17 protein-coding genes and 1 tRNA gene are annotated in these 22,636 nt (G+C 73.5%); 10 read left to right on the forward strand and 8 right to left on the reverse strand.

Annotated features, from left to right (window positions below; translation table 11 throughout):
- Positions 1 to 138 precede the first annotated feature (138 nt).
- Positions 139 to 3,621, forward strand: coding sequence for a tetratricopeptide repeat protein (locus ABT112_RS03895; protein WP_351505227.1), 3,483 nt, complete (start codon positions 139 to 141; stop codon positions 3,619 to 3,621).
- A gap of 64 nt (positions 3,622 to 3,685) precedes the next feature.
- Here ABT112_RS03895 and ABT112_RS03900 read toward each other — a convergent pair whose 3' ends face one another.
- Positions 3,686 to 4,885, reverse strand: coding sequence for an AAA family ATPase (locus ABT112_RS03900; RefSeq protein ID WP_351505229.1), 1,200 nt, complete (start codon positions 4,883 to 4,885; stop codon positions 3,686 to 3,688).
- Positions 4,886 to 5,489: 604 nt separating this feature from the next.
- On the opposite strand from ABT112_RS03900, the gene ABT112_RS03905 reads away from it, so the two are divergent.
- Both ABT112_RS03905 and ABT112_RS03910 read left to right on the forward strand, forming a co-directional pair.
- Positions 5,490 to 5,852, forward strand: a complete 363-nt coding sequence (locus ABT112_RS03905) for a hypothetical protein (protein WP_351505231.1) — start codon at positions 5,490 to 5,492, stop codon at positions 5,850 to 5,852.
- 421 nt (positions 5,853 to 6,273) lie between these two features.
- The gene (locus tag ABT112_RS03910) at positions 6,274 to 7,554 is read left to right on the forward strand and encodes an ATP-binding protein (RefSeq protein WP_351505233.1); all 1,281 of its coding nucleotides are present in this window, start codon (positions 6,274 to 6,276) and stop codon (positions 7,552 to 7,554) included.
- A gap of 45 nt (positions 7,555 to 7,599) precedes the next feature.
- Here ABT112_RS03910 and ABT112_RS03915 read toward each other — a convergent pair whose 3' ends face one another.
- Complete coding sequence (locus ABT112_RS03915) at positions 7,600 to 8,919, reverse strand: MFS transporter (protein WP_351505235.1); 1,320 nt, start codon at positions 8,917 to 8,919, stop codon at positions 7,600 to 7,602.
- Positions 8,920 to 9,121: 202 nt separating this feature from the next.
- Positions 9,122 to 10,000 carry a universal stress protein gene (locus ABT112_RS03920; protein ID WP_351505237.1) on the reverse strand — a complete coding sequence of 293 codons (879 nt, stop codon included), beginning with the start codon at positions 9,998 to 10,000 and terminating at the stop codon, positions 9,122 to 9,124.
- Between the two features lie 405 nt (positions 10,001 to 10,405).
- Here ABT112_RS03920 and ABT112_RS03925 point away from each other — a divergent pair, with 405 nt between their 5' ends.
- The 3 genes from ABT112_RS03925 to ABT112_RS03935 all read left to right on the forward strand — a co-directional run bounded on the left by ABT112_RS03925 (position 10,406) and on the right by ABT112_RS03935 (position 12,697).
- Positions 10,406 to 11,128: a response regulator gene (locus tag ABT112_RS03925; protein ID WP_351505239.1), complete on the forward strand. Its 723-nt coding sequence runs from the start codon at positions 10,406 to 10,408 to the stop codon at positions 11,126 to 11,128.
- A gap of 79 nt (positions 11,129 to 11,207) precedes the next feature.
- Positions 11,208 to 11,813 (forward strand): Rv1733c family protein, encoded by a 606-nt coding sequence (locus tag ABT112_RS03930; protein ID WP_351505241.1) that lies wholly within the window; start codon positions 11,208 to 11,210, stop codon positions 11,811 to 11,813.
- Positions 11,814 to 11,974: 161 nt separating this feature from the next.
- Positions 11,975 to 12,697 carry a response regulator gene (locus tag ABT112_RS03935; RefSeq protein ID WP_351505243.1) on the forward strand — a complete coding sequence of 241 codons (723 nt, stop codon included), beginning with the start codon at positions 11,975 to 11,977 and terminating at the stop codon, positions 12,695 to 12,697.
- A gap of 200 nt (positions 12,698 to 12,897) precedes the next feature.
- On the opposite strand, the gene ABT112_RS03940 is transcribed toward ABT112_RS03935, so the two are convergent.
- The 3 genes from ABT112_RS03940 to ABT112_RS03950 form a co-directional block, all read right to left on the reverse strand.
- Entirely contained in the window at positions 12,898 to 14,709 is a 1,812-nt protein-coding gene (locus ABT112_RS03940) for a sensor histidine kinase (RefSeq protein WP_351505245.1), read from the reverse strand.
- A gap of 171 nt (positions 14,710 to 14,880) precedes the next feature.
- Positions 14,881 to 15,789: a putative RNA methyltransferase gene (locus ABT112_RS03945; RefSeq protein WP_351505247.1), complete on the reverse strand. Its 909-nt coding sequence runs from the start codon at positions 15,787 to 15,789 to the stop codon at positions 14,881 to 14,883.
- Positions 15,790 to 16,156: 367 nt separating this feature from the next.
- Entirely contained in the window at positions 16,157 to 17,038 is an 882-nt protein-coding gene (locus ABT112_RS03950; RefSeq protein ID WP_351505249.1) for an NAD(P)-dependent oxidoreductase, read from the reverse strand.
- A 96-nt stretch (positions 17,039 to 17,134) separates the two neighbouring features.
- On the opposite strand from ABT112_RS03950, the gene ABT112_RS03955 reads away from it, so the two are divergent.
- A complete protein-coding gene (locus tag ABT112_RS03955) occupies positions 17,135 to 17,506 on the forward strand; it encodes a winged helix-turn-helix transcriptional regulator (protein WP_351505251.1) in 372 nt (123 codons plus the stop codon).
- 232 nt (positions 17,507 to 17,738) lie between these two features.
- Here the strand turns inward: ABT112_RS03955 and ABT112_RS03960 are convergent, their stop codons facing one another.
- Positions 17,739 to 18,131: a peptidase inhibitor family I36 protein gene (locus ABT112_RS03960; RefSeq protein WP_351505253.1), complete on the reverse strand. Its 393-nt coding sequence runs from the start codon at positions 18,129 to 18,131 to the stop codon at positions 17,739 to 17,741.
- A 281-nt stretch (positions 18,132 to 18,412) separates the two neighbouring features.
- On the opposite strand from ABT112_RS03960, the gene ABT112_RS03965 reads away from it, so the two are divergent.
- Positions 18,413 to 18,487: transfer RNA gene (locus ABT112_RS03965), tRNA-Trp, on the forward strand.
- Between the two features lie 296 nt (positions 18,488 to 18,783).
- Positions 18,784 to 20,004, forward strand: a complete 1,221-nt coding sequence (locus ABT112_RS03970) for a DUF418 domain-containing protein (protein ID WP_351505255.1) — start codon at positions 18,784 to 18,786, stop codon at positions 20,002 to 20,004.
- Between the two features lie 45 nt (positions 20,005 to 20,049).
- On the opposite strand, the gene ABT112_RS03975 is transcribed toward ABT112_RS03970, so the two are convergent.
- Positions 20,050 to 21,072 (reverse strand): ArsR/SmtB family transcription factor, encoded by a 1,023-nt coding sequence (locus ABT112_RS03975; protein WP_351505256.1) that lies wholly within the window; start codon positions 21,070 to 21,072, stop codon positions 20,050 to 20,052.
- A 327-nt stretch (positions 21,073 to 21,399) separates the two neighbouring features.
- Here ABT112_RS03975 and ABT112_RS03980 point away from each other — a divergent pair, with 327 nt between their 5' ends.
- Entirely contained in the window at positions 21,400 to 22,605 is a 1,206-nt protein-coding gene (locus ABT112_RS03980) for an MFS transporter (protein ID WP_351505258.1), read from the forward strand.
- Positions 22,606 to 22,636: the final 31 nt, after the last annotated feature.

Raw genomic sequence — 22,636 nt, forward strand, 5'->3', positions numbered from 1 at the left:
GTGTCGCGTCCCGCAACAGTCCGCAACGAATTGGGCACTTGGTGTGCCCGGCGCCTGGTGGACGGCCTACGCTCGGCGTGTCCGGCCGCGTCCGCTCCGGACAGCAGGACATCATCCGGGCACGCTGGGGGGCGGCAGGTGGGCAGAACGCCTGACATTTTCGAGGACTTACGGCGCGTCGGCACGCTGAAGCGCACCCGGTTGGGGCGCCGGCCGACGGACAGCGCACTGGGCCGTCTGCTCACCGGCGTCAAGAGCAGGAACACGGTGGGGTCATGGCTGCGCGGTGAGCACTGCCCGACTTCCGCGAGGGCGCTGCTGACCGTCGTCGGGGAGATCCGCGAGGAGGCCCGCCGCCAGGGCATCCTCGGCACGAAAGTGGATCCGGACGGTCCCTCGGAGGAAACGGTCGCCGAGTTGCTGGCCGGTGAGCGCTGGGAGATCAGCTGGAAGGCCGAGCAGGACCGGCGGGCGGCGCCGCCCTCCCCGGACGCCGCCGTGCGGGGTCAGGCGCGCGCAGCCGTCGAACAGGAGGAACGGCGGGCACGCGAGGCCGCCGAACGCGAGCAACGGCAGGCACTCCGGGCGGCGTTGCCCGACCGGCCGCGTCCGCTGCGGTCGTGGGGCGCGCAGCGGCTGGGGGTGCACCGGGCGATCAGCGGGCTCTCCGGCACGGATGCCACGTCCGAGTTCGTGCTGCCGCACTATGTGCCCCGCCCCCACGATCTCCGCCTGCGCGAACGGCTGGTGCGGGCCGCCGCGGACGGGGCGCCACCGCTGCTGGTGGTGGTGCGCGGCGGGTCCTGTACGGGCAAGACCCGGACCGCGTTCGAGGCGCTCCGGGCCGCGGTGCCGGAGGACTTCGTGATGCTGTGTCCCGCCGACGGGGACGGGCTGCTGGCGGCGCTGGCCGCCGACGCCGTGGCCCCGGGGACCGTGGTGTGGCTGGACGAGGCGCAGGACCACCTGACGGGCCCGGCCGGGGAGGCCGTCGCCGCCGGACTGCTGCGCCGGCTGGACGGTGACGGTCCGCTCATCGTGATCGCCACCCTGTGGCCGGACCGGCACCGGGACCTCACCGCGGCCCCCCGGCAGGGGGATCTGAACGACCCCCACCGGCAGGCCCGGATCCTGCTGGAGCAGGCGCACAACGCCCACGTTCCCGACACGTTCTCCGACGGTCTGGACGCGGTCCGTGCGGCGGCCGGGCACGACCCGGCGCTGGCGGCGGCCCTGCGGGGCGGCAGCTCCGAGGTGACGCAGGAACTCACCGCCGCCGCGCAGCTGGTGGATCACTACGAGAGTCCGTCCGATGCCGCCGGCGTCTACGGCAAGGCCCTGATCACGGTGGCTCTGGACGCGTCACGCCTGGGGGCGGCCGCCCCGCTGCCGTACGCCTTCCTCGAAGCCGCCGCCTTCGGCTATCTGACCGAACGCCGGCGCGCCGCCGCCGTCACCTGCGAGGGCAGCCCCGACCACTGGTTCACCCGCGGTCTCGGCTACGCCCGCACGGTGATCAGGGATGTGACCAGTGCGCTGCAGGACGTGGCGCCCGCTTCCGGCATGGGCGCGGTCCCCGGTGTGGTGCGGCCGGCCGACTACCTCCGGCAGCACGGCGAGCGCACCCGCGCCGCCGAGTGCCCGCCCGCCGGCTTCTGGGATGCCGCCGCCGGCCGTCTCACCGTCGGCAGCGATCTCCGTGCCCTTGCCGAGGCGGCCGAGCAGCGGGGCCGGTACCGGTGCGCGGCCGTGCTCCTGCACCGTGCCGCCGAGGCCGGTGACCGCGACGCGATGGTGCAGCTGGCGCGTCTGCTGGAGCGGGCCGACCGCCGGGACGAGGCGGTGCCGTGGTGGCGGTGTGCGGCCGACGCCGGGGATCCCCGGGCCATGGCGCTCGCCGGTGCCGTGGCCGCCCGGGAGGGCCGCGCGGACGAGGCACTGAGCTGGTGGGAGGCCGCCACGGCCGCGGGCGACCGCGAGGCCCCGGTGCGGGCCGCCCACTTCCTGCGGGGCTCCGGCCGGGAGGAGGCCGGCGTCTGGTGGGAGAGAGCCGAGCAGATGACCCACGGCTACACCTCCCGCCGGATCCTGGACGTGCTGGTGCGCGAGGGACGCAGCGACGAAGCCCTCGCCTGGCTGCGGGACCGGCACACCGGCGGCGGCATCTCGGAAGTGTGCGGTCTGGCCGGGCTGTTGCAGGAGCAGGGGCATACGGAAGAGGCAATCCGCGTGTGGCAGCGCCTCGCCGAGGAGTGCGACTGGGAGGCACCGGCCCGCGAGGCCTGGCTGCGCACGGCGGCGGAACTGCTGATCGGTGCCGGGCGGGCCGACGAGGCGATCGGCTGGCTGCGCGGCCTTGCCGAACGGGGCGACACCATGGCCCTGCCGGAGACGGTCCGGCGGTGGGTCGCCCTGCGGCCCGCCGACGAAGCCGTGGAGTGGCTGAAGGCGTACGCGCTCAGCCACCGGGCCGTGAACGACACCACGGCTGTCGAGGTCGCCGAACTGCTGGAGGCCGACGGGCGCGTGGAGGAGGCCATCGCCTGGCTGAAGGAGCGGGCGGACGACGGTGACTGCGCCGCGCTGGACCACGCCGTGGGCATGCTGCACGGCAGGGGCCGGGGGGACGAGGCGCTCACCTGGCTGGCGTCGCCGTCGGCCGGATCCGCGCAACCACCGGGCGGCGCCCGTTCCCTGCGCCGGATGGCGGGGCTGTTGCAGGCACAGGGGTACGCGGGCGTGGCCCTGCTGCTGATGCGCGAGTGCATCGGCCTGCTCGGTGGGATGGCCGGTCTCTTCGGGTTCGGGATGCCGGAGTCGGGCACCGCACCGCGCGATCTGCTGCCCGGATGGGACGAGGCCGCGGCATCGGGCGATGCGAGCGCCTTGCTGAGGGCAGCGCTGCTCATCGATGTCGCCGACCGCTATGACGACGTCCGGCGGTGTCTGACCGACCGCGGGGACGGCGGCCCGCGAGCCGTGCACTGCGGCGACGCCGAGGATGTGCGTCAGGTGGGCCGGTGGCTGCGGGAGCGGGCCGACTCCGACGATCCGTCGACGGTGTTCCGCACCGCGGGTCTCGCCGCGGACGCCGGCCGGAGCGACGAAGCACTCACCTGGTACGCCCGACTCGACGCGCGGGGCTATCGCCAGGCATGGCGTGAGATGACCGCCCTGCTGGACAGGACGGGCCGCACCGACGCGTTGGAGCGGGAGTTGCTGAAGGTCGTCGGTGAAGGGGGCTGGTACGCGCAGGACCAGCTGACGGAACTGCTCGGGAGGACCCGGCGGACCGACGGCGCCGTCGCGTATCTGCGGACCTGCCGGGATGTCGATCACTCCGCCCTGGTCGCCCGCCTGTACACGGAGGCGCACCGTACCGACGACGCGCTCACCGCCTGGCAGCAGTACGCGGACCGCGGCGACGGTTACGGCTATGCCCTGAAGCAGGCCGTCGCCCTGCTGCGGGACGCGGGGCGGTCCGCCGACGCGCGCCGGCTGCTCCGCTACGGGTGGGAGCCGGACGGCACCCCGGCCGAGCCCTGGGAGGTCCGGCCTCCCCGCCGGGCCGCCGCGCCGGAACCCGCGAGCCCGCACCGAGACCTCCCGCGGGAGCCCTGAACCGGCGGCCCGGGCCGTGCCGGATCCGGCACGGAAACCGGCGCGGAAACCCGGCCGGCGTTCGTCAGCGTTTCGGCCAGTGCCACAGCGGTTCGTCCAGGATGCTCTCGCGGCCCGCGACCTCGGTGCGGCCGAACTCCTTGACGAGTTCGATGTTCTGCAGCTCCACCCGGTGCCGGGCTGCCCCGGCGGTCAGCGCCGTCGCCAGCGGTCCGGCGTGGGTCACCACGACCGTCTGGGTGTCCCGGCTCGCCGTGAGGATCAGGTCGGCCAGGGGCTCGAGGAGGTCCGGGTGCAGGCTGGTCTCCGGCTCGTTGAGCACCATCAGCGCGGGCGGGCGGGGAGTGAGCAGCGCCGCGGCCCACAGCAGGTAGCGCAGGGTGCCGTCGGAGAGTTCCGCGGCACCCAGCGGTCGCAGCAGGCCGGGCTGGTGCAGCTGGAGGCCGAAGCGGCCGTCACTCGGGGCGATCTCGATCCGGCTGCCCGGGAAGGCCGCGTCGACGGCCTCGGCGAGGGCCTCCTCGTCGCCGGTCTCCCGAATCGTCTGGAGTGCCGCCGGCAGGTCGGAGCCGTCGGCCGAGAGCACGGGGGTGCGGGTGCCGATGCGGGTGGAGCGGGCCGGTGCGTCGGCGTCGGTGCGCACATGGTCGTAGAAGCGCCAGGAGCGGATGTGCTCGCGCAGGGTGAGGAGGTCCGGTGCCAGCTGCGGATCGGCGAGTTCGCTGAGCATCGAGTCGTGGGGGCGCAGAACACCGGTGCTGCGGTGCCAGCTCCCGTCGGCCGCGCGGGTCTTCACCGCGGGCCCGGACCGGTCCGACAGGAGCGCGGCGGGGCGCAGCACCGGGCCGGCCCAGGTCGCCTCGCGTTTGATCTCCGGGTCGAGGTTGAACAGCGACGGCACCTTGGGGGTTCCGGCGGAGGGAATGGGGTGTCCGAAGTCGACGGCGTAGCCGAACTCGTCCCCCGCGAAGCCCAGGCGGAGGCTGACGGGTTCGGTACGGAGCGTGCCCGTCAGCGGTGCCTCGCCCGCGCGCACCGCCCGGCTGACGCTCTCGGGTCCCGCCCACAGGGTGGAGGGCAGGCCGCCCTCGCGGGCCAGGGCGGCGACGGCTCCGCCGCGGGCGGAGTCGGCCAGCAGACGCAGGGAGCGGTAGAGGCTGGACTTGCCGGTGCCGTTGGCGCCGGTCACCACGGTGAGCCGGCCGAGGGGGACGATCAGTTTGCGCAGCGAGCGGTAGTTCTCGACGGCCAGTGTCGTGATCATTCGTGCGGTACTTCCTCCGAGGTCGGAGTGGAGGCGCCGGTCCGCGGGCCGACCGGCCCGCTGCCCGGTGCACGCCGGCGGCGGGGCGGTGACCGGCCGGGGCGCCCCTCCATGGTGCGGCCGGTTGGTTTCTCGAGCCCTCAGACGCGAGCGGAGCCGTGGAGGTTGACCGGACCTCCGCGCCGTACCGCCCGGAACGCTTCCCTCCTTGGCATGCCCGGCCGAAGTGCCCGTGAAGGGGAAGCCGACCGCCGCCGGCGGGCACAGCCGCCCGTTCACGTGAGGGCGGAAGGGGCGTCTCGACTTCGGACGCCGCCCGCGTTCGCAGGAGTCCTGGCGCGCCGCCCGCCGGAGGGCGGCGGGAGATGCCCGCAGCACTCGATGAGCAGAAGTTGCCCGGCGTGTTCACACCCGATAGTGTCCCCACAGCCTTAATGCTCATCCAGACGCATTAAGTGGCGGCCTCGCCGGGTGAGCCTTTCGGCCGCGCGACCGCCTGCGCCGGCGGGGGTGCGGTCCACCTGACGGTATGGCGCACCTGCACCGCCCATCACTTTCATCACCCCTTTGGTCCGACCAAAGGGAATCCGAACTGGGGGAGTCAATGAAGGTTCGAGGTCTTCTGGCGACCGGGATCGCCACCGCCGCCGCTGCAATTCTCTGCACCTCACCGGCGTTCGCCGCACAGAGCAACCATGCGATGACGACAGACGACGCGGGCTTCGCGGAGTTCCGCGCCACGGGGGAGAGCTTCAGGGTCTGCGATAACGCGAAGGACGGTATGGAGGTGCGCTTGATGGCGGAGTGGCTGAACGAGGGGAAATCACTCATCGTCGGCGGAAAGGGCAAGTGCACCAAGGTTCCCGCGCACATAGCCGAGGGAATCTCCGTCAGGCTGAAGGTGTGCCTGCTGGACAAGAACTTCAAGATGCACCGCTGCTCCAAGTGGGTCTGGGGAGTGGCATAAGGCTCGATGCTTCGGCATCCGAGCGCTGAGACTTCGGTCTCGATGCTGTAGCCGCGGTTGACGACAACTGCCGGTCCTGCGCTCACCGCTCAAGCGCTGAAGCCCCCGCCGTGGGTGAATTCGAGGAGTCGTTGCAAAACTGCTGGTCAGCTGGCTAGGTCCAGCAACGTGGCGAAGCGCTCGGCTGGGGTTTCCCAGCCGAGCGCTTTGCGTGGGCGGCTGTTGAGTTCGGCGGCCACCGTCCCGGGACGCGACCTGCCGGGCCCGGCCGTAGCACCCGCGCGGCCGCCCGCCCGTTCGACGGCGGGCCGTCCGGCACGGAGAATGGGCAGGGCAGGTGCGCCTCGGCGGGCGCGGCATGCGGTGCCCGAGGGGCGGCGTGCGGCGGCCGGGGCAGTGGCGACCTCGGCCAGGGGTGATCATGCCGACGTGGCGACTGCGGGACTTCCGCGACGACGATCTGGACCGTGCCATCCAGATCTGGGACCAGGCCCGGCAGGCGGACGACGCTGCTCCCGTCTTCCCGGTCTCCGAGGTCATGATCGCCGCCCGGTCGGGGGCGCCCGCCGTGGTCGCCGTGGTGGGCGACGAGGTGGTGGGCATGGCCGTGGCCCAGGCCCACGGTGAGCGGGCGTGGATCACGCTGGTGGCACTGGCCGGGATGTGGCGCAACCGCGGGATCGGCAGCTCCCTGATCGCCGAACTCGAGCGGCGGCTGCGGGCCCAGGGCGTGCGCCGGATCGGCGCGCTGCTGGAGCCGGGTGTCACCGGGACCGCGGCCCTGGAAAACTCCGGCTACCGGCCCCGCACCGGCCTCGTGCTCTACGAGAAGATCGAGCATCTCGGCACCAGCGACGCCGGGCTCCTCGCGGAGCTCGGCGGCCGGGTGCTGCTCCCCGGCCTGTGGGACGGGCTCGCCGGCATGGAGCGGGAGAAGGAGGCCATCGAGCGGCGGATCGTGCTGCCGCTGGCGGAACCCGCGCTGGCCGACCGGTACGGGGTGCGGCCCCCGAAGGCGGTCATCCTCTTCGGTCCGCCGGGCACCGGGAAGACCAGTTTCGCGAAGGCGGTCGCCTCCCGGCTGGCGTGGCCGTTCGTGGAGCTCTTTCCCTCCCGGCTCGCCTCGGGCACCGCGGGAGGGCCGGCCGCCTCGCTCCGGGACGCGTTCGCCGACCTCGCCGAGCTGGAGACCGTCCTGCTCTTCATCGACGAGGTGGAGGAGATCGCGGGTGTCCGGTCCGGCGTGGCCGTCGACCCCGGGCACGGGGTCACCAACGAACTGCTGAAGCTGATCCCGGGATTCCGGGAGCACGACGACCGGCTGCTGATCTGCGCCACCAACTCGGTGCGCTCCCTGGATCCGGCGTTCCTGCGCCACGGACGGTTCGACTACGTCATCCCCGTCGGTCCCCCGGACCCCGTGGCGCGGGCGGCGATCTGGCGGCGCTATCTGGGGCCCGCGACGGACGGCGTCGACCTGCACCGGCTGGTCGAGGCCAGCGAGATGTTCACCCCCGCCGACATCGAGTTCGCCGCGAGTAAGGGCGCTCACGCGGCGTTCGAACGCGAATTCCTCGACCGGGCGGGGGCACCCGCGGGCACCGAGGACTTCCTGGCCGCCATCGCGGAGACCCGGCCCACCCTCACCGGGGCGGCGCTGACCGAGTTCGGCGAGGACATCGAGCAGTACGTGCGCATGTGACGGGCGCCTGCCGGGCCGGGTGGCACCGGGCCGCAACGCTCCTCGTCACCGGCGGACTTCGGGTGCGTCGTGGCACGCCTCGCCGGGGACGGGCGGGGCGGATGTCCGCTCCGGGTGACGCCGGCGGATGGGGGTGAACAGCGCGATCAGGGCGACGGTCAGGAACGTCGCCGCCACCCCGATCAGCGGCCCGCGCGCTCCGTACCGGCCGACCAGGGCGGTCAGCAGAGCCGCGCCGAGGGGGGCGAGGCTGCTGTGGACGGTCCAGAAGGCGGAGGTGACGCGGCCGAGCAGCTGGTCCGGGGTGATCTGCTGCCGCAGCGACATGGAGCACACCCCGGCGAGGGTGATCCCGGCGGAGTAGAGGAAGACCGTCACGGCGGCCACGGCCACGCTGTCGACGAGCCCGAGCACCAGGACGGCGCAGGCGGCCAGCGCGAAGGCCCCCGTCCAGCAGGGGCCGAAGCCCAGAGTTCGGCGGAGGAAGGAGCTGGCCGCGGCGGCCAGGAAGGTGCCGAGTCCGGCCAGGGCCAGCACATAGCCGACGACCTCGTCGTCCTGCCCCAGGCCGTGGCGCAGGTGGTAGATGACGACGTCGGTCATGCCGAGGACGAGGAAGGTGGTGACCGTCAGCAGTACGGTCAGGGCCCGCAGGACCGGGGTGCGCCACAGGAACACCACGCCGGTGCGGAAGCCGGTGCGCAGGTCGTGCAGGGCGGCGCGGCGGGGGGCCTCTCCGTCCGCGGGCCGCTCGGGGGGCCCGGCTGCCGGGCGGAGCCGGATGAAGGCCAGGCCGAGCAGCGAGACACCGAAGCTTCCGGCGTTGATGGCGATGGCGGCGGTGGGGCCGAACAGGCCTGCCACGGCCCCGGCCAGAGCGGGACCGGCGACGTTCGCGACCGCGTTGGTGGCCTCCAGCCGGCCGTTGGCCTCGACGATCCGGTCCCGGTCGACGAGGTTGGCGACCGCGGTGACATAGGTGATCTTGAAGAGCATCTCGAAGACGGAGGCGAACCCCATCACCACGTACAGCAGCCAGATCTGCGGGTCCACGGCCCAGACGACGGGGATCAGGCCGTAGAGGAGGAAGCGGGCCGCGTCACAGAGCATCAGCATCCGCCGCCGGTCGAACCGGTCGACCAGGGTCCCGCCCACCAGCCCGGTGAGGATCAGGCCGACGCCGGCGATGGCGGTGAGCAGTCCCATCCTGGCCACGGAGCCGGTGGCGTGGAGCACCAGCAGGGGGAGGGCGACCAGGGAGAAGGCGTTGCCCAGTTCGGAGAGGGTCTGGACGGCCCAGAAGACGGTGAAGTTGCGGTCGGACCGGAGCGGGCGGGCGGCCTGCGCGGAAGCTCGCTCCCTCACCGGCGCGGACGCCTCAGGTCGGACGAGGGCCGATTCCGGTCGGCGAACGGCATGTTCACCGGCGCGACGTCCGGCACGCGGCTCTCCCCCGTGGTGAAGTGATCGACAACTCCAGCCTGCGTCACCGGGGATGCAGCGGCAATACGCGTTTCAGCCGATCACCCAGGAGGCGTCCCGCGTGACTGCGGCGTTCCGGACGGCACTACTCCGTGGACCCGGCGTGAGGAGGCTCGTCGTTCCGGGGGACGAGCGCGACCGGGCACATCGCGTGGTGCAGCACGGCATGGTTGACCAGACCGAGTTCGAGGCCGAACAGCCCGCGGCGGCGGCGCGCACCCACCACGAGCAGGTCGGCGGACTCGGCTGCCTTCAGCAGGACGTGACGGGGCGATCCCTCCACGGACTCCCGCACCACCGGCACCTGTTCGTGCCCGGGTGCCGCACGGCTCAGCGCCGAGTCGAGCAGCGTCTCCGCCCCCGACTCCCCCGTGGCCGCGGCGCCCGAGCGCTCCTCCGAGCGCCGCCAGGCGTGCACCGCCACCAGCTCCGCGCCCCGCGCCGCCGCCTCCCGGAAGGCGAACCCGATGGCGTGGGAGTCCACGTTGCCCCGGCTCACCCCCAGGACGACGCGGCGGAACCGGCCGGTCTCGTTCTCCTCCCGGCCCCGCACCACCAGTACGGGGCAGGTCGCCTGGCCGGCCAGCCCGAGGCCGACCGACCCCAGCAGCATCTCGGCCAGGGTGCCGAGCCCGCGGCTGCCGACGACCACCGCGTGCGCGGACCGGCCCTCCTCGACCAGGGCTTTGACCGGGTCCATGGCCACCACCGCGCCGGTCACCGTCAGGCCCGGCTGCCGGAGCGAGAGCCGCTGCTCGGCCGACGCCACGAGATCGGCCGCGGCGATCCGGGCCTCCGCCCGGTCGACGCTGGTGGACGGGATGAAGGTGTCGTACCGCTCCCACCAGGAGGCGTGAACGACCCTCAGCGGGAGTCCGTGCCGGGCGGCTTCGTCCGCGGCCCAGTCCGCCGCCCGCCAACCGGGGTCGGAGCCGTCGACCCCCACGACCACCGGGTGCACCACCGCGCTCGCCTCTCTCTCGGCCGCCCCCGGGCCACCGGTGGGTGGCCCGCCCCGGCATCCGGGGGCAGGAGCCGGTCACCGCCCGTGTCCTTCTCCCGGCGTGCCGGGCCGGTGATTCCAGGACACCACCGCTGTCCCCGCTCCGCCATGCGAGAGCCGTCAGCCGCCGCCGGGCCCGGCGGTGACGCCTGCACGACCGGAACACCCCGGGCACCTCCCGGCCCGCCCCGGCACCGCCGGCCGGTGCACGCGCCGGTGCGGTGGCACCCTGAGGGGGTCGGTGGCGCTCCGGGTGGGCGAGCGGCTGACGCGTCCGTTCCCGTACTCCCGGTGGGCGCCGGCCCCGGAACATCGCGTCCCGGGATTCCGCACCTCGGAATACCGCAGACGGCAAAGGAGCGGCGGATGACACGGACCCCGCGTACCGGCCCGGACACCCCGATCACGGTGTTCCTGCTCGACGATCACGAGGTCGTGCGGCGCGGGCTGCAGGACCTGCTCGACGACGAGCCGGACATCCGTGTCGTGGGCGAGGCACCGACCGCCGAGCGGGCCCTGGCGCGCGTCCCGGCGCTGCGCCCGTCCGTCGCTGTGCTGGACGTCCGGCTCCCGGACGGGGACGGAGTGAGCGTCTGCCGGGAACTGCGCTCGCGCCTCCCGGACCTGGCCTGTCTGATGCTCACCTCCTTCGACGACGACGAGGCCCTGCTCGACTCGGTCATGGCTGGTGCGGCCGGATATGTGCTCAAGCAGATCGAGGGATCCGACCTGGTCTCCGCGGTCCGGACCGTCGCCTCGGGCCGGTCGATGCTCGATCCCGGCGCGACGGCCCGTCTCCTGGCGCGGCTGCGGGAACCGGCGCCCCGGGAGCCGGAGGTGCTGACCGGCCTGACGCGTCGCGAGCGCGAGATTCTCGCCCTCATCGGCGAGGGGCTCACCAACCGGCAGATCGGTGAGCGGCTCTGTCTGGCGGAGAAGACGGTCAAGAACCGCATCTCCCGCCTGCTGGCGAAGCTCGGGGTGGAGCGACGGGTCCAGGCCGCGGTCATCGTCACGCAGGCCGACGCGGCCGGAGGGCCGGAGGGCCGGGTGCCGCCCGTCGGCGGGCCGGGACCTTCGGCCCCATGACCGGGTGCGGACCACCGTCGGATCCTGGTACCGAGGCCGGGACCGCACGGACTCGGCCGCACGGCAGGGAGGGCCGGCCATGGCGGTGCGAGACCCGGACGGCGGAAGCGACCCGCATCGCTCCGAGCCCGCGAACGGCAGGAATCCCCTGGTGCGCAGGGCCGACCGGGTCGAATCGTGGTGCTCCGCCGCGCTGGTCGCCCTGCTCTTCGCGGGCGTGCCGACCGCCTCTTTGGCGGTCGGGCGGGTCGCCCACGCATCCGAGATGCACACCGTGCGGGCGCAGGCGGCGGAACGGCACCGGGTGCAGGCCCGGCTGACCGCGGACGCCGAGGTCATGGCACAGACCGACACCGACGGAACCAGCCGGGCCGCGGTGCGCTGGACCGAGGGGAACGGGGCGCAGCGGTCCGGGACGGCCGCGGTCGCGCCCGGCACGGCCAAGGGCTCCACGGTGCGGATCTGGGTCGACCGCACCGGATCGGTCACCACGGCGCCCATGCCCGAGAAGGCGGCGGTGGCGACCGGTTGGGCGGCGGGCTTCCTCACGGCGGGGCTGGTGACCGCCTGGGGGTTCGGCGCCCGGGCGGTCATGCGCCGGCTCCTCGACCGCAGCCGGTACGCCCGGTGGGAGCACGAGTGGGAGACGTTCGAACCGCAGTGGTCCCGGCGGTACCACCCCTGAGCCGGCTCCGGCCGCGCGGGCGATGAACTCCCCCACCGGGCGCCGCGGCACACGGGGTGTCCATCGGCGGTCGTCGTGGGCGCCCTACGGCCCGGCCGTCCACCGGCGACGGGGCTGTGGATGGGCCGGCGGGGACCGGCAGTACCGACCGGAGGAGTTCCGTGGAACGGACGACCGCGGACCGCGCTGAGGGCCCCGTCCGGGTCTTCCTCCTGGACGGGCAGGCGGTCGTGCTGCGCGGCATCCGCGACCTGCTGGAGCCCGAGAGCGACATCGCCGTCGTCGGTGCGGCAGGCGGCATCGGCGGTGCGTTGTCCGAGGGGGTGGCGCTGCGGCCGGACGTCGTGGTGGTGGATGTCCGGTTCGCCGACGGGCACGGCATCCCGGTGTGCCGCGCCCTGCGTTCCGGCCGCCCCGAACTGGCGTGCCTGATGCTCACGTCGTTCGACGAGGACGATGCGCTGCTGGACGCGGTCATGGCCGGGGCCGCGGGATACGTCCCGCGCCGGCTGAGGGGCTCCGGCCTCGTGGCGGCCATCCGCACCGTGGCAGCGGGACGTCCGCTGCTGGACCCATCGGCCGTCCGGCGGCTCCTGGCGGGCCTGCGGAGCCCGGACGAGAGCGACGCGCGGTCCCACGACGGCCGGGGCGCCACCCTGACGGACCGGGAGCAGCAGGTGCTGACGCTGGTGGGCGACGGCCTGACGGACCGGCGGATCGGGCGTGCACTCGGGCTGCCGGAAGGGACGGTCCGCGGCGACGTCGTCCGGATCCTGACGAAGCTCGGCATCGAGCACCGCGTCCGGAACGCGTCCCGGACCGTGGCCCGGCCGCCCGGCGACCGGGCCGCCGGGTACCGGCGAGAGCGTCACCGCCATGGATGACGCGCCGCGGCGCCGCCCGACGGGGCCGGTCCGCCGCTGTGCTGCACACCTTCGGGCCGGTCCGCCGGGCCCCTCCACACCGGGCGCCGGTGCGCGTTCCGTCTCCCCTGCCCGTACCGGAGACCCGGGCCGGTCTCCCTGGGCGGATCCGCCCCGGTCCCCCGGTGCCGGTCGCTGCGTCTCGGTCAGCTCCGCCTCGGTCAGCCTCGGTCAGCCTCGGTCGCTCGTGCCGGTCTCTCCGCTCCGGCCTCTCCGTGCCGGTTCGGTGCCGTGTCGCCCGTCAGTCGCCCGTCGTCGCCCGGCGGGAGCGGCACCCGCCAGGTCAGCAGGGTGCCCCCGTCGGGCGGGGTGGACAGCGTCAGCTCCCCGCCGCAGTGTGCGGCCCGTTGCTCCAGATTGCGCAGGCCACTGCGGCGATGACCGGCCCCGGGGACGCCGACGCCGTCGTCCGCCACACTGACCGTCAGGAAGCCGTCCACATGCTCGACAGCCACGGCCGCACGGTTCGCACGGGCGTGCCGGGCCACGTTGGTCAGGGCTTCGGCCAGGACCGCCACGGCGTCGTCGGCCACCTCCCGGGGCACCTCGGTGTCCAGCAGCCCCTCCATGCGGAGGCTCGGTGCGAAGTCGAGCGCGGCGGCGGACTCCTCCACCGTCCGGACCGCCCTGGTGCGCAGCCCGTTCCGGAGCGCGGTTTCCCGGGCCCGCAACCCGAAGATCGTCGAGCGAATGATCTTTATGGTCTCGTCCAGGTCGCCGACGGCGCGCTGGACGCGCTCCGCGGCGCCGGCGTGTTCGACGAGCCGGGCGGCGCTCTGCAGCGTCATGCCGGTGGCGAAGAGCCGTTGAATGGCCAGGTCGTGCAGGTCGCGGGCGATCCGGTCCCGGTCCTCGAGGAGCGCCACCTGCTCCGCGGCGCTCCGGCGTTCGGTCAGCTCCATGGCGAGTGCGGCCTGGCCCGCGAAGCCGACCAGCGGTTGGATCTCCTGCTCGGAGAACTCCGGCCCGGCACGGTCCCGGATCACCATGAGGACGCTGCGGACGCTGTCGCCGGTCCTGATGGGCAGTGCCACCGCGGGCCCCAGCCCCCTGTAGCGGGGCGGGCCCGCGCGGATCCGTGGGTCCCTGCCGACGTCGGGGCTGAGCACCGGCTCACCCGTGGTGCAGGCGAGCCCGAGGAGCCCGCCCTCCACCGGAATCACCAGACCCAGGTGGGCGTCGGCCTGTTCCCCCACGGCGCATTCGACGGTCAAGGAGTCCTCCCCAGGCACCGGGACGGCGATGAGCGCGAGGGCGGCGCCCGTGATCTCCTTGGCGAGCACCGCCACCCGGCCGGTCACGTCCGCTGCCGGGCTCCCGGACATCAGGCTGGTGGTGACCTCGGCGGTCGCCCGCAGCCACCGCTCCCGCAGCGTGGACTCCTCGTAGAGCCGGGCGTTGTCGATGGCCACCCCGGCGGCCACGGCCAGTGTGGACAGGACGGCCTCGTCCTCGTCGTCGAAGGCGGCACCGCCGGCCTTCTCCGTCAGGTAGAGGTTGCCGAAGACCTGCTCCCGCACCCGGATCGGTACCCCCATGAAGGAGTGCATGGGCGGGTGGTTCGGCGGAAAGCCGTACGAGGCCGGGTGGTCCGGGATGGCGGAGAGGCGCAGCGGCTCCGGATACCGGATCAGCTCGCCCAGGATGCCGTGACCGGACGGGTGCGGCCCGATCCCGACGGCCTGTTCCTCGGTGAGCCCCACGGTGAGGAACTGGCCCAGGCTCCTGCCGTCGGGCCCGATGACGCCGAGCGCTCCGTACCGGGCGTCGACCAGCGCGACGGCCGCCTCCACGATCCGGCGCAGCACGTGCTCGAGGTCCAGTTCCCGCCCCACCGAGAGCACCGCCTCGAGCAGGTGATGCACCCGGTCGCGGGCGCCGTCCGCAACGGCCGGGCCGGCCCGGAGTTCGTCCAGGAGCTCGGCCGGCCGCAGGTGCGACAGCCGCACCGGGGACTCGTCCGTGTTCGCCAACGCCCACCTCCCGAGCGCTTCCCGGCCGTCCGCCGAACTTCTCCTCCACGGTATCGGCCCGCCGCCGATCGGCTAGTCCGCGCGGCATCGTCACGGCATCGCAGGCCGGGGCCCCAGCGGCGAGCGGCCGGAGCCCCGGCCCGCCGGGCGAGGGCCGGGGCTCCGTTCCGCTCAGCGAGCGGGCTCTGCCGACGCTCCGAGTGGTGAGCGGTGGCCTCCGGTGGGAGCCTGGTGCTGCCCCCTGGGCCGGTAGGCGGTGGCCAGTACGGAGACGGTCACCCGGTCGGGAAGGAGACCGTCGTCCACCGGCTCCGCCCTGGTCGGATGGCGCGCGCTCGGCGTCATCGCCACCAGGTCGAGGGCTTCCGGCGCTGTCAAGGGCGTGGCGTACTCGACGTGTTCGGTACCGGCGGCGTCGAAGTACGGGGCCAGCGCGTGGTGCAGTCGCTGTTCCTTGGCCGGGTCGATCGCGACCATTCCCGGTATCCACCTGCGGAGTTCGGTCAGGTGCCGCCCGGTGGGACGCACCACGACCAGCCGGCCGCCCGGGCGCAGCACCCGGTGGAACTCGGACGGGTTGCGCGGGGCGAACACGTCCAGCACGACATCGGCCACTCCGTCGGCCAGCGGGAAGGGACGGAAGACGTCCCAGGTCGCCGCGGCTGCTCGGGGATGGGACCGGGCCGCCGTGCGCAGGGCGCGCACCGAGGTGTCCAGCCCCAGACCGCGGGCGCCGGGCAGCCGCTCGAGCACGTCGGCCAGGTAGTAGCCCGTACCGCACCCGACGTCCACGACGGTGCCCTGCCCGGGCACGGCGTCGGCGGCCAGGCGCGCCACGACCCGACGGATGGGCCCGTACCGGCCGGTGGCCAGGAACCGGTCCCGGGCTCGGGCCATGGCCGCATCGTCGCCGCTGGTGGCGCGGGTGCCCGTCAGCAGGCTCACATAGCCGTGGCGGGCGATGTCGAAGGTGTGACCCGCCGGGCAGCGCAGCGCGCCGGGGCCGGAGCGGAGGCGGGCCCCGCACGGAGGGCAGCGCAGCAGGGCGAGGAAGGGTTCGACGGCAGGGGGAAGCAACACGGGCGATCAGCACTCCTGGCAACGGTGAGGGAAGGACCGTGCCCGCACGCGCACCCGGCAGGCCCCGTCCCGGGAGGGGACGGGGCGGCGTCCGGTCCGCGGCATGGACGGACCGGGGGCGCGGTTCGCGCGGCAGGCACACCGAGGAGGGCGATGCCGTCCGGCATCGCCCTCAAGGCCTCCCGATCACAGGAAGCAGTAGTGCGGAACGCTCATGAATGCCATGCCCCGACTCTACGAGGTGTGGCCGAGGACCCGCACACAGCCCTGGTCAAGGTGCATGGATCCGGTGGGTGTTGTACAGGTTCCGGCCACAGCCGCTCATCGACGTTGCGACCGGCACACGGTCCGCGGAGGAAGCGGCCGGTCAGCGCACCAGCAGGTCGATCACGCCTGTCAGGTCCTCCTCGCCACTGCCCTCGGCCAGTCGGCGGCGCATCAGCTCGAAGTAGGGGCTGAGCAGTTCCGGACTGACACCCTGCTGCTCAGCGGTGCTCAGGAAGGTCTGCGCGCCGGCCACCTGCATGGCGAGAGGGGAGGCGACCCCCTTGGTGTAGTCGCCGCTCCGCAGCCGGTCGGCGGTCTGGTGAACCGACGGGGCCATCGCGACGAGCCAGTCGGCGAGCAGCGGGGCGAGGGACGTCGGGTCGATGTCCTCCTTGCGGATCAGGGCGTAGGCGTGCGCGGCCCCGGCGAACATTCCGTACATGGCGCTCAGCAGGGCCACGTCGTACAGGGCCGCGAAGCCCGCGTCCCGGCCGACATAGGTGGTGCCGGCCGGGGTGCCCAGCGTCTCCTGGTGCTGCTCGAACAGCTCCCGCGAGCCGCTGTAGAACACATAGCCGCCGGCCTCCGGGACACCGATCATCGGCGGGACCGCCATGATCCCGCCGTCCAGGTAGCGGGCGCCGCGTTCACGGGCCCACTCAGCGCGGGCCCGGGCCTGGGCAGGGGTGCTGGTGGTCAGGTTGACCAGATCCCGGCCGGCCGGATCGATACCGGCCAGCGTCTCTTCGACCGAGGCGTCGTCCAGCAGACAGACCACGACCAGGGTGTTGGCCGCGACTGCCTCGGCGGCACTGTCCGCGGCTCTCGCGCCCTCGGCCGCGAGGGCCGCGGCGCGGGCCGGGGTGCGGTTCCAGACGGTGAGCGGGTGCCCGGCGGCAAGCCAGGTGCGGGCCAGAGCGGTGCCCATCGCGCCGAGGCCCAGCAGGGTGATGGAGGTCTTGTCAGCAGTGTTCCGTGTCATGCGAATTAGGCTGGTCACTGGCCCGGCGGTGATCAAGTACGCACTTCGGAGTGGGTGGTTACCCCGGGGTGAGCGAGCAGCTCAGAAGGGGGAGGCATGACGACACTGAACCGGCCGGGCGCACCGGACGGACACGTCTGCGGGATCGACACCGCGATGGAGGTGATCGGTGGCAAGTGGAAGGTACTGATCCTCTGGGCGCTCCACGAGCACCCCGGCCGCCGCTTCGGCGAGCTGCGCCGATTGCTTCCGGGAATCACCGAGAAGGTGCTCGCCTCCCACCTGCGCGAGATGGAAGCGGACGGCGTCGTGCACCGTGTCTCCTACGACGAGGTGCCGCCCCGCGTCGAGTACTCGCTGACCGAGGACGGCACACGCCTCAACGACGCTCTCCAGCCGTTGGCCGCCTGGGGGCGCGAGCGGCCGACTCCGCAACGGGCGGGAAAGAAGGCGGGCGGGAACATGTGAAGCGCCGGTCACCGTCACTCATGGAGGACGGCGACCGGCACGGTCACCTCGTGGCGGGCACGGTCATCTCGTGGCGGACGGTCACCTCGTGGCGGACAGCGGGCCTGTCGCATCTCGTCGCCGCCGCCCTGTCGCGTCCCAGGCGGCCGGTTCCGCACTCGGCCGCGTGGCACTCACGGCAGTCGGTCCGGTTCGAAGCCCACGACCGGGATCCGCCCCTGGGCGACGGGGTCTAGCCGCAGTTGTTGTCGTTGATGCGCATGGACGAGCCCCAGCGGCCGACGGAGTAGCCCTGCAGATCGGCGATCCGGCCGCCGGGGCGGATGCAGGTGTGGGAGCCGCCGTACAGGCTGTTCCGGTAGATCCGCGCGGTGCGGCCGGAGTTGTTGATGACGGAGTAGGTGTGGTCGTTGATGGGCTTGTCGTGGAAGCGTGCGCCTCCGTCGGCCGCGCGCCGGACGTAGGGAACACCGCGGTAGTTGGTGTTCGGGTAGATGCAGACCATGCCGGAGCCGCAGGCGACGGCGGTGTCGACGGCGGCCGTCCGCGGCTCCGCCGCACCCGGAGTCGCGGTACCGGCCGAGAGCGCGATGGCGGCCAGCAGGATGCCCAGTGCTCGCTTCATGAGAATTCCCCCATGTCATCAATTCCGAGACATTGCCTGGAATGCAGATGCTCGCGGGGCGGCCAGGGGGAGTCAACGCTTTCCCGGAAGTCGTGATGACAGGCTTGTCGTACCGATGAATCGATCAGTCGGGCCGCGGCCGCACCCGGTCCGCTGCCGCGACGTCGGGGTGCGGCCGGCCCGCCCTTGATCCGCCGGAGGACGGGCCCCGCCCCGGAGCGCGGCCCGCCGAAAACTCCGTGGCCCCGCGGTGCTCACCGTGCCAAGCTGATGACCACCGAAGGGGCGTAGCTCAGTCCGGGCAGAGCAGCGGACTCCAAACTCGCATGTCGCAGGTTCGAATCCTGCCGCCCCTGCTGCACCGTCGCCGCACCGCTGTGGTCCGGCGTCATCGGGCCACCGGCCCGCGGCACTTCTCGTCGTCCGGGCGGCGGGAAGTATGCGGGGCGGACCGGTGGTGTCGCCGCCCGGCGGGGCCCATGTGTCGCCGACTCGCAAGCGCGTGGCGCACGAACGCACCGACGGATCCTCCTTCTGGAGTCTGAGCGGGGCTCGTCCTGCGGTGTGATCTTTCCGGTGGTGGGAGCTGGGAGGCTGTTGGCACGATCACGACAGCCACGGGGAACGTCGGCTCCGACCACTGGGGGGAACGGTGGCCACCACCGTTGTGCACACACAACAGGCCCGGCAGCGCCGCATCTCGGAGCTCGACGCGTTGCGCGGGATCGCGCTCCTGGGCATTCTGCTCGTCAACGCGTCGGTGATGGCGAGCCCGTACGGCTCCGCGGGCTTCGGCAGACCCGATGCGTCGGCGCTCGACCGGGCGGTCGAAGCAGTCGTCCAGGCGGTCTTCGTCGGCAAGTTCTACCTGCTGTTCTCGTTCATCTTCGGGTACAGCTTCACGCTCCAGCAGAGTTCGGCCGAACGGGACGGCGCCCGTGCCGTCCCCCGGCTGCTGCGCCGTGCGGCGGGCCTCGTCGCGCTCGGGGCCGTGCACGCCGTGTTCCTCTACGTCGGGGACATCCTCGTGACGTACGGCCTGCTGCTGCTCGTCCTGATCGCCGCCCGTCACTGCTCACCCGGGGGCGCTCTGCGCGCCGCGAAGATCGTCTACGGCTGTGCGAGCGGTTTTCTGCTGTTCCTGGGAGCGGTCTCGCTGCTCGTGCCGGACGGCGAGAGTGCGGCGTGGGACGCCGAACTGGCCGCGGAGTCCCGCGAACTGATCGCCGGATACCGGGGGGACGCCCTCTCGGTGGTGCACACCAACATCGGCCAGCTGCCCGATTCCCTGTTCGCTCTCCTGCTGATGGGCGGCCTGGTGATGGCCGCCTTCCTGGTGGGGCTCCACTGCGGCAAGCGGCGCCTGCTCGACGACGCGGGGCTCCACCGCGACCGGATGCGGCGCATCTGCCTGACCGGAGCACTGGTCGGGCTGCCCGGGAGCCTGTTCATGGCGCTGGCGGACGGCGGTGCGTTCGGCGACCGCTGGGTGCTGCCCGGGCAGATCGCGGGCATGGTGACGGCGCCGGCGCTCACCGCCGCCTATGTGTGCGGGATGCTCCTGTTCCTGGAGACCGCCCGGGGGCGCCGGGTGACGGCTCTCCTCGCCCCCGCCGGCCGGATGGCCCTCACCAACTATCTGAGCCAGTCCCTGTGCATGGCCCTGGTCTTCACCGGGTACGGCCTCGCGCTGTACGACCGCCTCGGCCCAGCGGCCGTCGTGGCGGGCGCCCTGGCGCTGTTCGCCACCCAGCTCCTGCTGAGCGCCTGGCTGATGCGGCGCTTCCGGCACGGGCCGGTGGAGTGGCTGCTCCGCACCCTGACCCTGGCGCGGCGCCCGGGTACGCCGCTCCGTACGCACGTCCCCGGCTGACGGCGGGACCCGAGGGTCCCGGTGCCGGACGGCGGGGAGTGGGCCTCACCCGTCCGACGAGACCTCCGACGAGCCCTCCGACGAGGGCCGGGCCCGCCCGGTCAGCCCATCGCCGAGGGGGCTGCGGCGGTACAGGACCTGGCGTCCGTCCCGTGCGCGGGTGACGAGGCCCGTGGCATGCAGGACGCCGAGGTGCTGGGAGACCGCGCTCGGGGTGACGCCGAGGCGTCGGGCGAGCTCGACGGTGGGCAGTGGCTCGTCCAGCAGGCCGAGAAGCCGGGCCTTGGGGGCGCCCAGGAGGGACGCCAGAGCGGGTGAAGCGGCCATGGGTGCCGGTGTCCGGAGCGTCGCCACGCCGCGGCTGGGGTAGGCCAGCGTCGGTGCTTCCTCCGGGCTGACCGGCGGCGCCGGCTTGTGGGCGAAGACGGACGGGACGAGCAACAGGCCCCGGCCGGAGGCCCGGACGCGGTGCCTGCCGATCATCTCGTCGATGTGCAGTACGCCGTCCCGCCAGCGCAGGTTCGGATGCATGTCGGCGAAGAGCAGTCGTGCGCCTCCCCTGGCCAGTTGTCGCGCACGATGGGTCATGTCGGCCTCCAGTACCAGGCGCATCTGCGGCCACAACGGTTCGACGGCCAGCTTCCAGTACTGCCGCAGCACCGTGCAGATGGCATCGCGGAGCCGGACCACGGCCGCGTCGTCGGCGGCCGTGGCATCGTGCAGGGGCCCGGGGAGCGGGCCCGGGGCGTGCGTGGCCAGCAGGTCCCGGCGCACCAGACCGGGAGAGGCCCGCCCGGCGACGGCCAGTTCGTCCTCGAAGGCGGGAGCGAAGCTCACCGGACGGGGCGTCAGGAAGTCGGGAACGGTACGCCGCACGGCGACCAGGGACATCAGGAGACCGGTGTCGAGCGTGCCGAGCCGGCCCAGAACCTCCCTGCGCCAGGGGAGGTGCAGCGCGTGGAGCCCCGGATCGTGCAGCACCCGCAGGCTGAGCACGGTCTCGTGCAGCGGGGACACCGCGAACCGCGTGTCGGCGAGGTCCTCCACACCGAGCTCGAAGCTGATCATCAAGCCGTACGCTACATCGATTGGCAGCCCGCCGACCGTGGCATGAACTGCCCGCATGTCACCAGCAGTTCATGCAGAACGTGCGACGACGGCCGTCGTCATGCCGCCCGTGGCCGGCGCAGGCGCGGCCCACCGGCTTCCCGGCCCTCCGGCCGCGCGATGGAGACGGGGCCACGGCGCCGAGGAGCAACAGCGGACCGGCCCCTGCGGCCGAGGCCCGTATCCGGGAAGCGCCGCCCTCTCCCCCGCGCCTCGCGAGGCGGGGGCAGGCCGGGACCGCGTCCTCCGACAGCACGGGTGGGCCGGTGGACCGAGGTGAGCCGACGGATGGTTCTGATCCTGGCGCTGACCTGTGCCGTCGGCGTGGGCAATGTGTACTTCCCGCAGGCGATCGTCCCGCTGGTCGCCGCCGGGCTGCACACGTCGCCCGATGCCGCCGCCCTGGTGGTCACCGCGACCCAGGTCGGCTACACGGCAGGGATCTTTCTGCTGGTGCCCCTCGGCGACCGGCTCCCGTACCGCCCGCTCCTCGTCACCCTGCTCGCCCTCGCCGGCGTGGGACTGCTGTCGGCAGGCTGTGCGCCGGCTCTGCCTGCGCTCGTCGCCGCCAGTGCGTTCATCGGGGTCACCACCGTGGCCGCGCAACTCGTCGCTCCGCTGGCGGCCGGGCTGGTGGCCGCCGACCGCCGCGGGGCGGTGCTGGGCATCCTGCTGAGCGGGTCCACCGGCGGCATGCTGCTGGCCCGCACCGTCGGCGGAACGCTCGGCGCCTGGCTGGGGTGGCGCGCTCCCTACCTGGTGGCGGCGGCACTGGTGCTGATCCTTGCGGCGGTCCTGGCCTGCACGCTGCCGGTCACCGCACCGCCGGCGCGCCGGCCCTGTCCGGTGCTCCTGGCCGGGCCGCTGCACCTGCTGCGCACCGAGTCCGAGCTGCGCCGTTCCTGCTGGTACCAGGCGACGGTCTTCGCCGGCTTCTCGGCGGTCTGGACGTGTCTGACGCTGCTGCTCACCGGCCCGGTCTACGGCCTGGGCGCACCGGCGGCCGGAATGGTCGCGCTGACAGGGGCGGCGACCATGCTCTGCACCCCCGTCGCCGGACGCCTGGTGGACCGGCGGGGGCCCGATCCGGTGAACCTGGTCTGCATGCTCGGGGTTCTCCTCGCGGCCGCGGTCCTCGTCCCGGGGGCCGGGGGCGGACCGGTGGGTCTCACCGCGCTCGTGCTCGGCACGTTGCTGCTCGACGTCGCGATGCAGGCCGGCATGGTGGCCAACCAGGTCCGGTTCCTCGCCCTGCGCCCCGATGCCCGCGGCAGCCTCAACACCGCCTACATGACGTGTGCCTATCTGGGCGGCAGCGCAGGGTCCTGGCTCGGCGTGCGCGCCTACGGCCTGGCCGGGTGGCGGGGCGTCTGCGGGCTCCTGGCACTGCTGGCGACGCTCGCCCTGGCCCGTCATCTCCGGGGGCCGTCCCGCCGGGAGCCCTGCTCCGACGGAGCCCGAGCCACGGGCCCGGACACCATCACCCGGGGTTGACATCGTGGAGCGCGCCTGCCCGTCGGCCGAC

Origin of the sequence: Streptomyces sp. NPDC002055, from assembly GCF_040296705.1 — a bacterium.
Lineage (GTDB): Bacteria > Actinomycetota > Actinomycetes > Streptomycetales > Streptomycetaceae > Streptomyces.

Excerpts from the sequence above, each read along its gene's own strand:
- ABT112_RS03975 (WP_351505256.1), bottom strand. The coding sequence starts at position 21,072 with ATGATCAGCTTCGAGCTCGGTGTGGAGGACCTCGCCGACACGCGGTTC.
- ABT112_RS03980 (WP_351505258.1), top strand. The coding sequence starts at position 21,400 with ATGGTTCTGATCCTGGCGCTGACCTGTGCCGTCGGCGTGGGCAATGTG.
- ABT112_RS03905 (WP_351505231.1), top strand. The coding sequence starts at position 5,490 with ATGAAGGTTCGAGGTCTTCTGGCGACCGGGATCGCCACCGCCGCCGCT.
- ABT112_RS03955 (WP_351505251.1), top strand. The coding sequence starts at position 17,135 with ATGACGACACTGAACCGGCCGGGCGCACCGGACGGACACGTCTGCGGG.
- ABT112_RS03950 (WP_351505249.1), bottom strand. The coding sequence starts at position 17,038 with ATGACACGGAACACTGCTGACAAGACCTCCATCACCCTGCTGGGCCTC.
- ABT112_RS03900 (WP_351505229.1), bottom strand. The coding sequence starts at position 4,885 with ATGATCACGACACTGGCCGTCGAGAACTACCGCTCGCTGCGCAAACTG.
- ABT112_RS03925 (WP_351505239.1), top strand. The coding sequence starts at position 10,406 with ATGACACGGACCCCGCGTACCGGCCCGGACACCCCGATCACGGTGTTC.
- ABT112_RS03960 (WP_351505253.1), bottom strand. The coding sequence starts at position 18,131 with ATGAAGCGAGCACTGGGCATCCTGCTGGCCGCCATCGCGCTCTCGGCC.
- ABT112_RS03930 (WP_351505241.1), top strand. The coding sequence starts at position 11,208 with ATGGCGGTGCGAGACCCGGACGGCGGAAGCGACCCGCATCGCTCCGAG.
- ABT112_RS03910 (WP_351505233.1), top strand. The coding sequence starts at position 6,274 with ATGCCGACGTGGCGACTGCGGGACTTCCGCGACGACGATCTGGACCGT.